A 13,099-nucleotide genomic window follows, 5' to 3' on the forward strand; every position below is an offset into this window, starting at 1 on the left:
TTAATCGCCGCAGCGTCATGATGACGGCTGCGGCGTGCGGTGGGCTTACTTACCGCCCCGTCCTGCTTTGATGAGGAAGTTCTGCATGGTGGACTCGGCGATCGAAGCCCACTGGTTCTGGTCGGAACGGAAGCGCTTCCACGGTTCGTAGATCTTGGCGAACTTGGCGTTCTTGGACGCTTCCTCGGCCATCAGTTCATTGGAAGCCTTGTAGGCCGCTTCCATGATGTCGTTGGAGTAGTTGCGCAGCTTGACACCGTTCTTCAGCAAGCGGCCCAGTGCGGTCGGGTTCTTGAAGTCGTACTCGGCCTGCATCACCACGTGCGCTTCGTAGGAGGCGCACTCGATCGCGGCCTGGTATTCCTTCGGCAGCTTCTCCCATTCCTTGATGTTCACGTACAGGGTGAACGAAGCGCCCGGCTCCCACCAGCCCGGATAGTAGTAGAACGGGGCGACCTTGTAGAAGCCCAGCTTCTCGTCGTCATAAGGACCGACCCACTCCGCCGCGTCGATGGTGCCTTTTTCCAGCGCAGGGTAGATGTCGCCGCCGGCCAGCTGCTGCGGCACCGCGCCCAGGCGCTCCATCACCTTGCCGGCCAGGCCGGCGATACGCATCTTGGCGCCTTTCAGGTCGGCCACCGACTTCACTTCCTTGCGGAACCAGCCACCCATCTGGGTGCCCGAGTTACCGGCAATGAAGTTGACCACGCCGTAGTCCTTGAAGAAGTTACGCAGCAGCTCCTTGCCGCCGCCCTGGTCGTACCAGGCGGTGTGCTGGCGCGAGGTCAGGCCGAACGGCACGGCGCAGTCGAGCGAGAAGGTGGCGTCCTTGCCGTAGTAATAGTACGAGGCGCTGTGGCCGCATTCCACGGTGCCGGCTTGCACGGCGTCCAGCACCTGCAGGCCCGGCACGATCTCGCCGGCGGCGAAGACCTTGATGGTGAATTTACCTCCGGTCAGCTGCGACACGCGTTTGGTGAACGTGTCGGCCGCGCCGTAGATGGTGTCGAGGGATTTAGGGAAGCTGGATGCCAGCCGCCAGGTGACGGCAGGCAGTTCGGCAGCGATGGCTGGCGCGGCAATTACACCTGCGCCCGCGCCCGCGGCTGCCTTCTTGATAAACGAACGACGTTCCATACGTTCTGTCTCCTTGAGGGTGGTGTTCTCGGGACAGTGTATGGAAATATTTAGTTTCCGGCAACCACCATCTTTTCAATCAGGATCGACCCGGTCTGTTTGGTGCCGCGCACCAGGGTATCGGTGCCGATGCCGACGATGTCCTGGAACATTTCCTTCATATTGCCGGCGATGGTGATCTCTTCCACCGGGTACTGGATCACGCCATTCTCGACCCAGTAACCGGAGGCGCCGCGGCTGTAATCGCCGGTGACGTAGTTGGTGCCCTGGCCCATCAGCTCGGTGACCAGCAGGCCGGTGCCCATCTTACGCAGCATGGCTTCGAAGTCGTCGTTCTTTTTGGTCAGCGACGAGGTGATGGTCAGGTTGTGTGAGCCGCCGGCGTTGCCGGTGGTTTTCATGCCCAGCTTGCGCGCCGAGTAGGTGGACAGGAAGTAGCCTTGCAGCACGCCGTTCTTGACCACGTCGCGCTTGTGGGTGCGCACGCCTTCCTCGTCGAACGGGGCCGAGCCGATGCCGCCTACCACGTGCGGGTCTTCCTTGACCTGGATATGGGACGGGAATACCGATTTGCCCAGCGAATCAAGCAGGAAGGTAGACTTGCGGTACAGCGCGCCGCCGGAGGTGGCCTGCACGAAAGCGCCCAGCAGGCCTGCGGCCAGCGGCGCTTCGAACAGCACCGGGCAGGTGCGGGTGCCGAGCTTGCGCGCGTTCAGGCGCGCCAGCGAACGTTCGGCGGCGTAGCGGCCGACGGCTTCGGCGCTGGCCATTTTCTTTGGATCACGCACCGAGGTGTACCAGTCGTCGCGCTGCATCTTGGCGCCCTTGCCGGCGATCGGGGTCACCGACAGGGTGTGGCGCGAGTACGGGTAGCCGCCGATGAAGCCGCGCGAGTTGGCCGAGACGAAGTGCGACTGCTGCACGTGCACGCCGGCGCCTTCGCTATTGGTGACGCGCGGGTCGACTGCGAAGGCGGCGGCTTCGGCGCGCTGCGCCAGGGCGACCGCTTCTTCGGTGCTGATGGCCCATGGGTAGAACAGCTTCAGGTCCTGCGGGTTCATTTCCAGCTGGTCGGCGTCGGCCAGGCCGGCGCAATCGTCTTCCGCCGTGAAGCGGGCGATGTTGTAGGCAGCTTCCACCGTGGCCTTGAGCGAGGCGGTGGAGAAATCGGAAGTGCTGGCGTTGCCGCGCTTCTGGCCGATGAAGACCGTGACGCCGATCCCCTTGTCGCGATTTTGCTCGATCGTTTCGATCTTGCTCTTGCGGACCGACACCGAGAGACCGCTGCCTTCGCTGATTTCAACGGCGGCATCGGTGCCGCCCTGCTCGCGCGCGTACTTCAATACATCACGTGCAAGCTGTTTCAACTGGTCCTGCGAGTAGGAGAAGGCGGATTCGCTCATGGGGTCTTTTTGGGGGCTGTGGCGTTAAAACAGTTATCATAGCAGCCGTTTACCGATTTTTTCGCTCTATCATGCCTAATCCAAACCGCGGCTCGGTTGGCTTCCAGTCCAACGAGTTCGAACAAGAATACGAACGCCCTTCCAAAACCGAGATGAAGCGCCAGTCCGACGCCCTGCAGGCGCTGGGCAAGGAGCTGGTCGAGGCGCCGCGCGACCGCGTCAAGCGCGTGCCGATGCCGGACGATGTGCGCGATGCTATTTTGGAATGCCAAAATATCAACAACCACGAAGGCCGCCGCCGCCAGATGCAGTTCATCGGCAAAAAGATGCGCAGCCTGACGGATGAGGAAGTGGCCGTCATCAAGCGCACCATCGAGGGCTGGAAAGGCGCCTCCAAGGCCGATACCGCCGCCCTGCACGCGCTGGAACGCCGCCGCGACAAGCTGCTGGCCGACGACAAGGCCCTGACCGCCCTGCTGGAAGAAGCGCCGCACCTGGACGTGCAGCATCTGCGCACCCTGATCCGCAATGCGCGCAAGGAGCAGGCGGAGAACAAGCCGCCAAAGGCTTACCGTGAAATCTTCCAGATCCTGAAGGACCTGGAAAAGGCTGGCGCTGCGGCGCCGTCGCCTGGCCCGGATGTTGACGTCGACGCGCCTGAGGGCGATGAAGATGAGTGATGAAACCCTGCTGGTTGGCCTGGTCTCGATCTCCGACCGCGCCAGCGGCGGTATCTATCAGGACCAGGGCATCCCGGCGCTGGAAGAGTGGCTGCGCAGTGCGCTGTCCACGCCGGTGCGCTTTGAAACCCGGCTGATCCCGGACGAGCGCGCGCAGATCGAGTCCACCCTGGTGGACCTGGTCGACAATGTGCGCTGCCATTTGGTGCTGACTACCGGCGGCACCGGTCCGGCACGGCGCGACGTGACGCCGGAGGCCACGCTGGCCATCGCGACCAAGGAAATGCCGGGCTTCGGCGAGCAGATGCGCCAGGTCAGCCTGGCCTTCGTGCCGACCGCGATCCTGTCGCGCCAGGTGGCGGTGATCCGCGAGACCGCTGACCATGCGGCGCTGGTGATTAACCTGCCGGGCCAGCCGAAGGCCATCAAGGAAACCCTGGAGGGCTTGAAGGATGCCGACGGCAAGCAGCTGGTGGGCGGTGTGTTTGCGGCCGTGCCATACTGCATCGACCTGATCGGCGGCCCTTACGCTGAAACCAATGACGCGGTGTGCAAGGCATTCCGCCCTAAATCCGCTATCCGCAAGAAGGACAACGCATGACCCACCTGCTCGACTCCATCGTCATCGACACCGCGCCGAATCCTGAATTCTCCGTGATCTGGATGCACGGCCTGGGCGACAGCGGCGAAGGCTGGGCGCCGATCGTCAATGAACTGGACCTGCGCGGCCTGCCGGGCATCCGTTTCGTGTTCCCGCATGCGAACATGATGCCGGTGACGATCAATGGCGGCTACGTCATGCGCTCGTGGTACGACATCATCCACACGGACCTGGGCCGCCAGGAAGATGAAAAGGGCCTGCGCGAGTCGCAGATCCTGGTGGACGCGCTGATCGAGCGCGAAATCGCGCGCGGCGTGCCGGCGCACCGCATCGTGCTGGGTGGTTTTTCACAGGGTTGCGCGATGACGCTGCAGGCTGGCCTGCGCTATCCGCAGAAGCTGGCGGGCCTGATGTGCCTGTCCGGCTACCTGCCATTGGCTGACAAGGCGGCTGTTGAGCGCCACGCAGCCAACCAGGATACACCGGTCTTCATGGTGCATGGCACGATGGACCCGGTGATTCCGATTGGCCGCGCGACTGCTTCGCGCGACCTGTTGACGCAATTGGGTTACAAGATTGAATGGCACGACTATCCTATGCAGCATTCCGCTTGCGCCGAGGAAGTGCAGCATATCTCGGCATGGCTGAAGAAAGTGTTCGCTTAAACCTGCGCAGCGTGCGCGCTGGCTGGGCCGCCTTGGTGCTGGCCTGCGCCGGCGCGGCCCACGCTGCTCCGGCTGCGCCATGGTGCGAGCGCCTGGCGCCGCGCCTGCCAACCGTCAGCGCGGATGCCTGCCGCCAAAGCGCGGTGGTACCGAGCGGCGCCAAGTCCACCAAAGGTTTCCCTATCCTTGAACGCGATATCGCGCCGCGCAAAGGCGTCGACCAGCCGCGCGTGCTGCTGCTGGGCGGGATCCATGGCGACGAGCCGAGTGCTTCGGCGCTGGTGTTCCGCTGGCTGAAGGAGATGGATACGCCGGGGGCGCAGGGACTGCACTGGAAGGTGGCGCCGCTGCTGAATCCCGATGGGCTGCTGGCGGCCAAGCCGCAGCGCGTGAATGCCCGCGGCGTGGATTTGAACCGCAACTTCCCTACTCCGGGCTGGCAGCGCGAAGCTCCGCGCTATTGGGCCAAAGTGACGCGCAGCGACCCGCGCCGCTTCCCTGGCAAGAATCCGTTATCCGAGCCGGAAAGCAAGTGGGTGCATGACACCATCGAGCGCTTCCGCCCTGACCTGATTGTGTCGGTGCATGCGCCGTTCGGCGTGCTGGATTTCGATGGCGAGGCGGAGCCGCCGCGCAAGTTCGGGCGGCTAAGCTACCGCAAAGTGGGCGTGTATCCGGGTTCGCTTGGCAACTACAGTGGGCAGCACAAGCAGGTGCCCGTGATTACGATCGAACTGCCGCATGCGCAAGCCATGCCGTCCGACGCTGAAATCCAGCGCATCTGGCAGGACATGCTGGACTGGATCCGGCAGAACGTTAACTAAGGTTGCGGCTTAGCTTGTCGAGGCCGGAGGCGAGGCGTTCGACGTCGGCCATGGTAATGGCGCAGGCATGGGCGATCTGCTCACTGACCTTCAAGCCGTCGGCGCGCAGTTTGCGGCCCTTGTCGGTCAGGGTCAGCACCAGGTTGCGTTCATCGTTGGGGTCGCGGCCGCGCGCGAGGTAGCCTTCGGCTTCCAGGCGTTTGACCAGGGGCGTGATGGAGCCCGGGTCCTGCTGCAAACGCTCGGCCAGGCCCTTGATGCCAAGGCCCTCCTCTTCCCACAGCACCACCATCACCAGGTATTGGGGATAGGTCAGATTGAGCGGGGCAAGGAGCGGCTTGTAAAGCTGCGTCATCTTCAGCGACGTCGAATACAGCTTGAAGCAGAGATGCTGGTCCAGCGTTGGGGGCGTGCGTTTTTCCATGGCGCGTACTTTAGCACAGCCCCCTCGGGCGATTAACGCTTGGCCGCTTCGAGAATGACCTTCGCCACAGCAGCCGGCTGCGACGCCATCGGCACATGGCTGGCGGCCAGCGTGGTGGTGGTGGCATTGATCTTGGCGGCAAAGGACTTCTGCAGGCCTGGGTCGATCATGCGGTCCTTGGAGGCGACGATGTAATAGTTAGGCTTGTTCTTCCAGGCCGCGACGCTTACCTTGTCGGCAAAGGCGCTGGCCTTGATCGGACCCTGGGTGGCGGTCATCAGGCGATGCTGGGCCGGCGTCAGGTCTTGCGCAAAGTTGACCGCCATCGATTCCTGCGACAAGTAGATGAAGCCATTGGCATCAGGCTTCAGGGTCGGAACGCCCGGCGGCAGCGGGAAGTCCTTGCCCAACTCGCCAATCACCTCGCCTTCCGATGGTGCGAAGGCGGCCACATAGACCAGCGCTTTCACCTTATCGCTGGCGCCAGCCTCGGTAATCACCGCGCCGCCCCAGGAGTGGCCAACCAGGACCACTTTGCCGGTTTGCGCATCGATCACGCGCTGGGCGAAAGCCACGTCGTCCGCCAGGGAAGTCAGGGGATTTTGCACCGACACCACTTTCAAGCCCTGCTTTTGCAGCAGCGGGATCACCTTGTCCCACGACGAACCGTCGGCGAAGGCGCCGTGCACCAGCACGACGGTGGTGTCTTCAGCGGCGTGCGCTGGAACCAGGGTGGCGCCGGCCAGCAGGGAGGCGGCGATCAGGGCGGATTTGATGGGCTTGGTCATGGCATTTTCCTTTAAGTTATCGCGTTAATGGTTAGCGCGCTAAGCGCATGACTGAAATATAGCGCACTAATCGTTAGCGTGCAAATATTTTTATGAGGATTTAGAAAAAGTACTAGAATCGGGACTTTCCATGAAGGCGAGAGCACATAATGCGTGGGTCAGACTTTGCTGAGCTGAAGGCCTTCGTGGCCATAGTCGAGCGCCAGAGCTTTGCCCGCGCAGCGGAGCATCTGGGCCTATCGCCTTCTGCGCTCAGCCAGACAATTCGCCAGCTGGAGAGCCGGATTGGCGCCAGCCTGCTGCATCGTACGACCCGCAGTGTCGCGCCCTCGGCAGTTGGCGAGCAGCTGTATCACCGCGTCGCCCCCTTGTTCCGGGAGATGGCCGTTGCCGTCGCCGAAGCCAGCGAAGCCACGGGGCAGATGAGCGGCACGCTGCGCATCAACACGCTCGGGATCGCAGCAAGGACCATCATTGCTCCCCGCCTGGCACGTTTCCACCAAGCGCATCCGGATGTCGTGCTCGACATCGTGGTCGACGACGCGCTCAGCGACATCGTCGCAGGCCGCTTCGACGCGGGCATCCGCGTGGGAGGGCAGCTCGAGAAGGACATGGTCGCCATCCGCCTCACGCCAGACCTGGACATGGTTGCGGTGGCGGCGCCGGACTACCTGGCGCGTCGCGGCGTCCCCAGGTCACCCGCCGATTTGCACAACCATGCATGCATCAACTGGCGGCTGCAGACGGAGGGCCGGCATTATCGCTGGGAGTTCCAGAAGCGCGAGCAGCGTTTCGAGGTCGCGGTACAGGGCCCCGTGGTCACCAACCACGCCGACGTTGGCGTTGCCGCTGCGGTGAACGGGCTTGGCATTGCCTATCACTTTGCGCTGGATGGCGTGGGCGAGCTGCTGGCGCAAGGGCGGCTGGTCCAGGTCCTTGCGGACTGGTCGATCTCGCGTCCGGGGCTGTTCCTTTACTACCCGAACCGGCGACACCGGCCAGCCGCCCTCGGGGCATTCATCGATTGTTTGCTGGATCGGGCGCCGTTCGATCGGCCCTAGCGCCCGCATTATGCACTGATCCCTACACAACCCATGCGAATTCTAGACGATTCCCTAATCAGGTAGCGGCGCGCATGATAGGCCTTCAGTAACTACATGGAGTCCTGATCGTGAACACCCTGACACTTCCCGCACCAATCGCTGAGTACTTCGCGGCCGAACACAATCCTGACGCTTTGGCGCAATGCTTCAAAGCGGACGCCGTCATGAAGGACGACGGCTACACCTACGTTGGCATTGACACCATCAAGGCGTTCATGGCCACGGTGTCGGCCAAATACAGCGCAACCACCGTGCCGTTTGCCTTGCAACAGGAGGATGGCTTCCAGGTCGTGCGTGCCAAGGTCAGCGGCAACTTCGCCGGCAGTCCGGTTGACCTGTCCTACCGTTTCTTACTTGAACGCGACCTGATCGCATCGCTGGAGATTTCCGTATGAGCTTCGACCTCCAACTGAAAGGAAAGCGTGCCGTGGTGACAGGCGGCACCAAAGGTTTGGGCGCTGCCCTCGTCAAGAGCTTGCAGGAGGCCGGAGTGGAAGTAATGACTTCGGCACGCTCCACACCAGAGCAGCCGCTGCCAGGCGTGACATACGTGGCGACCGATTTGTCGACGGCGGAAGGCGTCGCCGAACTGGCCCGCGCGGTCAGCGAGCATTGGGGCAGCGCCGACATCGTGATCAACAGCGTTGGCGGCTCGAGCGCTCCGAGCGGCGGTTTCGCCGTGCTCGATGACGCGGTGTGGTTCAATGAACTGAACCTGAACTTGATGTGCGCGGTTCGTCTTGACCGGGCCTTGCTACCCGCGATGCTGGCCAAAGGCGCAGGCGTGGTGCTGCACGTCAGCTCGATCCAGCGTGTGCTTCCGCTGCCGGCGTCGACCACCGCCTATGCGGCGGCGAAGGGCGCCCTGTCGACCTACAGCAAGTCCCTGTCGAAGGAAGTCACGCCGAAAGGCGTTCGCGTACTCAGCGTATCGCCAGGCTGGATTGAAACCGAGGCTTCGGTTGTCTTCACCGAGCGGATGGCGCTTGAAAATAGCACGGACTATGAGGGCGGCAAGCAGCTGATCATGGACTGGCTGGGCGGAATTCCGCTTGGGCGCCCAGCCAAGCCGCAAGAGGTGGCGGACCTGATCACCTTCCTGGTGTCGCCGCGCGCGGCATCGGTGTCAGGCTCCGAACATGTGATCGACGGCGGCACGGTTCCTACCGTGTAGGGAACGGCGGCGGCGCCGAGCGGGCGCCGTTCATCACCATCGCCAGCATGGTGTAGTAGCCGTTGATGCCCATCAGGTCCGTCACACCCTGCTCGCCGAAATGCAGCAAGGCCGCCGCCCAGGCGGCATCGCTGACCTGCTTGGTCGTATGGAGTTCCATGCAGAAGTCGTACACGGCCTGCTCGTCCGGCGCCAGGCCGGGCGGCGCAGTGCGCGCGGCAATCGCGTCGATCACCGCCTGCGGCAGGCCGGCCTGCGCCGCGATCGGCGCGTGGATCGCCCACTCCACCGGCTGGTCCCATTGGCGCGCCGTCACCAGGATGGCCAGCTCGCTCAAGCGCGTGCCGATGGCGCTGCGGTAGCGCAGGTATTCGCCCAGGCGCTGGGTGCAAGCCAGCAGCTCGGGGCTGCGCAGCAGCGGCACGAACGGACCGTACAGCGCGCCGCGCGGGCCGTCGATCACGGCCTGCGCCGCCGCGCGCTGTGCGGGCGTCATGGCTTCCTGCGGGATGGGGCCGAGTCTCTCTTCCATGACGAAAATCCTCGCACAGGATGCGACAAAAATCAAAACGCCGGCGCAAGGTGCGCGCTAATGTCGCTGGACGACCAACCAGCGAGGAGCCGCCATGACCCACCTGATCCACCGCGACCTGCGCAGCACGCCGCCCGTTGCCGTCTGCGCTTTCGGCATGCAAGTGCGCGACAGCGCAGGCAATACCTATCTCGATGCCAGCGGCGGCGCCGCCGTGTCTTCGCTGGGCCACGGCCATCCGGACGTGCTGGCGGCGATGCAGTCGCAGCTCAAGGTGGCGGCGTATGCGCACACCTCGTTCTTCACCACCGAGGTGGCGGAGGAGCTGGGCGACCGGCTGGCGCAGGACGCGCCGGGCGACTTGAACCACGCCTACCTGGTGTCGGGCGGCTCGGAGGCGGTCGAAGCGGCGCTGAAGATGGCGCGCCAGTACTTCGTCGAGCATGGCGAGGTGCAGCGCCGCGTGTTCATCGCGCGCCGCCAGAGCTACCACGGCAACACGCTGGGCGCTTTGGCACTGGGCGGCAACGAGTACCGCCGCCGCCACTTCGAGCCGCTGCTGATGGATGTGGCGCGCGTGTCGCCCTGCTTTGAATACCGCGAGCGCCGCGCCGGGCAGGACGTGCACGAATACACCGCCAACCTGCTGCAGGAACTGGAAGCGAAAATCCTCGAACTGGGGCCGCAGCACGTGATCGGCTTTTGCGCCGAGACGGTGGTGGGCGCCACCAGCGGCGCGGTGCCGCCGACGCCGGGCTACTTCAAGGGCGTGCGGACGCTGTGCGACAAGTACGGCATCCTGATGATCGCCGATGAAGTCATGTGCGGCATGGGGCGCACCGGCACCCTGTACGCCATCGAGCAGGATGGCGTGGTGCCCGACCTGGTGGCGCTGGGCAAGGGGCTGGGCGCCGGCTACCAGCCGATCGGCGCGGTGGTCGCGCGCGACCATGTGGTGCAGCGGCTGCGCTCAGGCAGCGGGGTGTTCCAGCATGGGCATACCTATGTCGGCCATCCGGTGGCGGCGGCGGCGGCGCTGGCGGTGCAGAAGGTGATCCGGCGCGATTGCCTGCTGGGGGCGGTGACGGTGCGCGGCGCGGCGTTCAAGCGCATGCTGCGCGAGGCGTTCTCGATGCATCCGCATGTGGGGGATATCCGCGGGCGCGGCATGCTGCTGGCACTGGAGCTGGTGCAGGACCGGGATGGCAAGCGGCCGTTCGATCCGGACCTGCGGCTGCACGCAGCGGTGAAGGATGCCTGCATGGAGTGCGGGCTGATGGTGTATCCGATGGGCGGCACCATCGATGGCCGGCGCGGCGACCATGTGCTGCTGGCGCCTCCGTTTATCGCGACGGAGGCGGATTTGCAGCAGATCGTGGCGCGCCTGGCCGATGGACTGGAGCGCGCCTTGCTGCGCGTGCGTCCGGCGGCTTAGAACTCCTGGTAGCCGATCACGTCCTGCTGCTGCTCGCCCAAACCGGCGATGCCGAGGCGGACGAAATCGCCCTTCTTCAGGAAGCGCTTGCGCGCCATGCCGACGCCGGGCGGCGTGCCGGTGGCAATGATGTCGCCCGGTTCCAGCGTCATGAAGCGCGAAATGTAGGCCACCAGCTGCGGCACCTTGAAGATCATGGTCCCGGTGCTGCCGGTCTGCATGCGCTTGTCGTTGACCTCCAGGTAGAGGTCAAGCTTGTTCAGGTCCCACATCTCGTCGCGCGTCACCAGCCACGGGCCGACCGGGCCGAAGGTATCGCAGCCCTTGCCCTTGTCCCAGGTGCCGCCCTTCTCCAGCTGGAACTCGCGCTCGGACACGTCGTTCACCACGCAGTAGCCGGCGACGTATTTTTCGGCGTCCTTCTCGCTGACGTTGCGCGCGCGGGCGCCGATCACCACGCCCAGTTCCACTTCCCAGTCGGTCTTCCTGGAGCCTTTCGGCAGCATGATCGGATCGTCCGGGCCGGACAGGCAGGTAATGGCCTTCATGAAGATGATTGGTTCCGAAGGAATCGGCAGGCCCGCTTCCTTGGCGTGGTCGGCGTAGTTCAGGCCTACGCCGATGAACTTGCCCACCTTGGCGACCGGCACGCCGAAGCGTGGATTGCCGCGCACCACAGGCAGGGTTTCTGGATCGATCTTGGCCAGCTTGCGCAGCACTTTATCGGACAGGTTGTCGCCTTCGAAGTCGCTGATCTCAGCGGACAGGTCGCGCAGCTTGCCGAATTCATCGATCAGGCCGGGTTTCTCTTTGCCGATACGGCCGTAACGAACCAGTTTCATTTCATCTTCCTTCTTGTTGAAGGCGATATTTTACCGGAAGCGTCGGAGCAGGTAGCGGCACAGGCCCGGCAGCTGGATCAGGACCAGGACGGCGAAGGCGCATTGGTAGGCGATGGCGGGATGGTGGCCGAGCGCGGACGGCCGCCACAGGCCGACCACCTGGCCGAATCCCGCCTGCACGATAAAGGCGCCGATGAAGATCAGCAGGTTGAGGCAAGTGGAGGCGCGTCCCGTCAATGCTGGCGGTATGGCTTGCGCGACGATCGAAAACTCCATGCCGGTAACGCAGCCCACCAGCATGAACAGCACCGGCAGCATCTGCTGCGGCGGCCGCCAGCCGGAGGCGAAGGCGCATTGCAGCAGCACGAACAGCAGCACGCCGGCGGCGGCCACGTCCAGCGCGCGCCAGCCGCGCCGGGCGGCCCATTCGGTCAGCATGCCGACGCCGATGGAGCCAAAGATGACGGCGGCCATCCCAAGGTAGAGCAGCCAGGCGATGGCTTCTTCGCCGAAGCGCGGCACGTCGGCCATCCAGCGCGCGATCCACAGGCCCTGCACGCCGAAGAACACCGTGTGCGGCAGCAGCACCAGCAGCGCGGTTTCGCGGAACACGGGGTGGGCGAAGGTTCCGGCCAGCGCGTTGCGACCGAAGGGGCGCGGCGGCGCGGCGGGCGGGGTGGGCGCCAGCAGCAGTACCAGCAGGGCGACCGCGATGCAGCAAGCCGCCAGCGCGAGCATCATCCACTGCCAGCTCATATGGTGCAGCGCGAGCCGCACCGGCAAGGTGGCGGTGGCTGCGCCCAGGCCGCCTGCTGCAATCAGGTAGCCCTGCACCGAAGGCGTCTTGTGCGCGGGCAGCCAGGTGGTGAGGGCTTTGATGGCCGCCATGAAGCAGCCCGCCAGGCCGAGGCCCATCAGCCCGCGCGCCATCGCCATCGTGGCGAAGTCGCGGCTGCCGGCGAAGGCCAGGGTGCCGAGCGCCGCCACCAGCAGCAGCACAAACTGCACGCGGCGCGGGCCGTAGCGGTCGAGCGCCATGCCCACCGGCAGCTGCGCCACGGCGAAGGCGAGGAAGTAGGTGCTGGTCAGCAGGCCCAGTTGCGCCGGCGTCAGGCCGGCCTGCGCCAGCAGCTGCGGCGCCAGCATGGCGTTCACGCTGCGCAGCAGCCAGGACAGGTAGTGTCCCAGCGCGAAGGGGATGAACACCAGCAGCAGCGTGGCGGGGCCGGACAGCGTGCCCGGCACCCGCTCCCGTCCCCGCCACCAGCGGCCCGGCGCCGCCAGCACCCGCGCGCGCCAATCGCCGCGCACCGGCACCGACACCGCCAGCAGGCCGGGCAACAGCAGCGGCACCATCGCCTCGCCGCGCCGCACGCCCGCCGCTGCATCCGCCGCGCCAGGCGCGAAGACTGGTGCGCCATGAGCCGCGGGGGCTGCCGGAGGCTCGGCGGCATCTGGCTGCAGCGCAGGCGCGGATGCGGGCGGAGGCAT

The 13,099-nt window shown here is 64.8% G+C and carries 15 protein-coding genes; 8 read left to right on the plus strand and 7 right to left on the minus strand.

Annotation, left to right across the window (positions count from 1 at the left end):
* Nucleotides 1–45 precede the first annotated feature (45 nt).
* Both AAHE99_RS23050 and pmbA read right to left on the minus strand, forming a co-directional pair.
* Complete coding sequence (locus AAHE99_RS23050; protein WP_342119742.1) at nt 46–1,137, minus strand: TRAP transporter substrate-binding protein; 1,092 nt, start codon at nt 1,135–1,137, stop codon at nt 46–48.
* A gap of 50 nt (nt 1,138–1,187) precedes the next feature.
* On the minus strand, nt 1,188–2,540 hold the full coding sequence (gene pmbA, locus AAHE99_RS23055; protein WP_342119743.1) for a metalloprotease PmbA: 1,353 nt from the start codon (nt 2,538–2,540) through the stop codon (nt 1,188–1,190).
* Nucleotides 2,541–2,611: 71 nt separating this feature from the next.
* Between pmbA and yjgA the strand changes: the two genes are divergently transcribed.
* Genes yjgA through AAHE99_RS23075 form a run of 4 tightly spaced genes read left to right on the plus strand, consistent with a single transcriptional unit; the run spans nt 2,612 to nt 5,310 of the window.
* Entirely contained in the window at nt 2,612–3,220 is a 609-nt protein-coding gene (yjgA, locus tag AAHE99_RS23060) for a ribosome biogenesis factor YjgA (RefSeq protein WP_342119744.1), read from the plus strand.
* Nucleotides 3,213–3,821 (plus strand): molybdopterin adenylyltransferase, encoded by a 609-nt coding sequence (mog, locus tag AAHE99_RS23065; protein ID WP_342119745.1) that lies wholly within the window; start codon nt 3,213–3,215, stop codon nt 3,819–3,821. Before yjgA ends, mog begins: the two co-directional genes overlap by 8 nt.
* Nucleotides 3,818–4,486: an alpha/beta hydrolase gene (locus tag AAHE99_RS23070; protein WP_342119746.1), complete on the plus strand. Its 669-nt coding sequence runs from the start codon at nt 3,818–3,820 to the stop codon at nt 4,484–4,486. Before mog ends, AAHE99_RS23070 begins: the two co-directional genes overlap by 4 nt.
* The gene (locus AAHE99_RS23075; protein ID WP_342119748.1) at nt 4,462–5,310 is read left to right on the plus strand and encodes a M14 family zinc carboxypeptidase; all 849 of its coding nucleotides are present in this window, start codon (nt 4,462–4,464) and stop codon (nt 5,308–5,310) included. The genes AAHE99_RS23070 and AAHE99_RS23075 overlap by 25 nt, the downstream gene beginning before the upstream one ends.
* Here AAHE99_RS23075 and AAHE99_RS23080 read toward each other — a convergent pair.
* Nucleotides 5,303–5,734: a MarR family winged helix-turn-helix transcriptional regulator gene (locus AAHE99_RS23080; RefSeq protein ID WP_342119749.1), complete on the minus strand. Its 432-nt coding sequence runs from the start codon at nt 5,732–5,734 to the stop codon at nt 5,303–5,305. The genes AAHE99_RS23075 and AAHE99_RS23080 overlap by 8 nt on opposite strands.
* A gap of 32 nt (nt 5,735–5,766) precedes the next feature.
* Nucleotides 5,767–6,522 (minus strand): alpha/beta fold hydrolase, encoded by a 756-nt coding sequence (locus tag AAHE99_RS23085; RefSeq protein WP_342119750.1) that lies wholly within the window; start codon nt 6,520–6,522, stop codon nt 5,767–5,769.
* Nucleotides 6,523–6,671: 149 nt separating this feature from the next.
* Between AAHE99_RS23085 and AAHE99_RS23090 the strand changes: the two genes are divergently transcribed.
* From AAHE99_RS23090 to AAHE99_RS23100, 3 genes are all read left to right on the plus strand, one after another.
* Nucleotides 6,672–7,583, plus strand: a complete 912-nt coding sequence (locus AAHE99_RS23090) for a LysR family transcriptional regulator (RefSeq protein WP_342119751.1) — start codon at nt 6,672–6,674, stop codon at nt 7,581–7,583.
* A gap of 110 nt (nt 7,584–7,693) precedes the next feature.
* Nucleotides 7,694–8,020: a nuclear transport factor 2 family protein gene (locus AAHE99_RS23095; protein ID WP_342119752.1), complete on the plus strand. Its 327-nt coding sequence runs from the start codon at nt 7,694–7,696 to the stop codon at nt 8,018–8,020.
* A complete protein-coding gene (locus AAHE99_RS23100) occupies nt 8,017–8,799 on the plus strand; it encodes an SDR family oxidoreductase (RefSeq protein ID WP_342119753.1) in 783 nt (260 codons plus the stop codon). Before AAHE99_RS23095 ends, AAHE99_RS23100 begins: the two co-directional genes overlap by 4 nt.
* On the opposite strand, the gene AAHE99_RS23105 is transcribed toward AAHE99_RS23100, so the two are convergent.
* Entirely contained in the window at nt 8,789–9,331 is a 543-nt protein-coding gene (locus AAHE99_RS23105) for a carboxymuconolactone decarboxylase family protein (RefSeq protein WP_342119754.1), read from the minus strand. The genes AAHE99_RS23100 and AAHE99_RS23105 overlap by 11 nt on opposite strands.
* 94 nt (nt 9,332–9,425) lie before the next feature.
* Here AAHE99_RS23105 and AAHE99_RS23110 point away from each other — a divergent pair, with 94 nt between their 5' ends.
* Entirely contained in the window at nt 9,426–10,766 is a 1,341-nt protein-coding gene (locus AAHE99_RS23110; RefSeq protein ID WP_342119756.1) for an aspartate aminotransferase family protein, read from the plus strand.
* Here the strand turns inward: AAHE99_RS23110 and AAHE99_RS23115 are convergent.
* Nucleotides 10,763–11,608: a fumarylacetoacetate hydrolase family protein gene (locus AAHE99_RS23115; protein WP_342119758.1), complete on the minus strand. Its 846-nt coding sequence runs from the start codon at nt 11,606–11,608 to the stop codon at nt 10,763–10,765. The genes AAHE99_RS23110 and AAHE99_RS23115 overlap by 4 nt on opposite strands.
* 30 nt (nt 11,609–11,638) lie before the next feature.
* Complete coding sequence (locus AAHE99_RS23120; protein WP_342119759.1) at nt 11,639–13,099, minus strand: MFS transporter; 1,461 nt, start codon at nt 13,097–13,099, stop codon at nt 11,639–11,641.

The organism is Pseudoduganella sp. OTU4001, from assembly GCF_038440195.1.
GTDB lineage: Bacteria > Pseudomonadota > Gammaproteobacteria > Burkholderiales > Burkholderiaceae_D > Rugamonas.

Excerpts from the sequence above, each read along its gene's own strand:
- AAHE99_RS23050 (WP_342119742.1), bottom strand. The coding sequence starts at position 1,137 with ATGGAACGTCGTTCGTTTATCAAGAAGGCAGCCGCGGGCGCGGGCGCA.
- pmbA (WP_342119743.1), bottom strand. The coding sequence starts at position 2,540 with ATGAGCGAATCCGCCTTCTCCTACTCGCAGGACCAGTTGAAACAGCTT.
- yjgA (WP_342119744.1), top strand. The coding sequence starts at position 2,612 with ATGCCTAATCCAAACCGCGGCTCGGTTGGCTTCCAGTCCAACGAGTTC.
- mog (WP_342119745.1), top strand. The coding sequence starts at position 3,213 with ATGAGTGATGAAACCCTGCTGGTTGGCCTGGTCTCGATCTCCGACCGC.
- AAHE99_RS23070 (WP_342119746.1), top strand. The coding sequence starts at position 3,818 with ATGACCCACCTGCTCGACTCCATCGTCATCGACACCGCGCCGAATCCT.
- AAHE99_RS23075 (WP_342119748.1), top strand. The coding sequence starts at position 4,462 with ATGGCTGAAGAAAGTGTTCGCTTAAACCTGCGCAGCGTGCGCGCTGGC.
- AAHE99_RS23080 (WP_342119749.1), bottom strand. The coding sequence starts at position 5,734 with ATGGAAAAACGCACGCCCCCAACGCTGGACCAGCATCTCTGCTTCAAG.
- AAHE99_RS23085 (WP_342119750.1), bottom strand. The coding sequence starts at position 6,522 with ATGACCAAGCCCATCAAATCCGCCCTGATCGCCGCCTCCCTGCTGGCC.
- AAHE99_RS23090 (WP_342119751.1), top strand. The coding sequence starts at position 6,672 with ATGCGTGGGTCAGACTTTGCTGAGCTGAAGGCCTTCGTGGCCATAGTC.
- AAHE99_RS23100 (WP_342119753.1), top strand. The coding sequence starts at position 8,017 with ATGAGCTTCGACCTCCAACTGAAAGGAAAGCGTGCCGTGGTGACAGGC.
- AAHE99_RS23105 (WP_342119754.1), bottom strand. The coding sequence starts at position 9,331 with ATGGAAGAGAGACTCGGCCCCATCCCGCAGGAAGCCATGACGCCCGCA.
- AAHE99_RS23110 (WP_342119756.1), top strand. The coding sequence starts at position 9,426 with ATGACCCACCTGATCCACCGCGACCTGCGCAGCACGCCGCCCGTTGCC.
- AAHE99_RS23115 (WP_342119758.1), bottom strand. The coding sequence starts at position 11,608 with ATGAAACTGGTTCGTTACGGCCGTATCGGCAAAGAGAAACCCGGCCTG.
- AAHE99_RS23120 (WP_342119759.1), bottom strand. The coding sequence starts at position 13,099 with ATGCCTCCGCCCGCATCCGCGCCTGCGCTGCAGCCAGATGCCGCCGAG.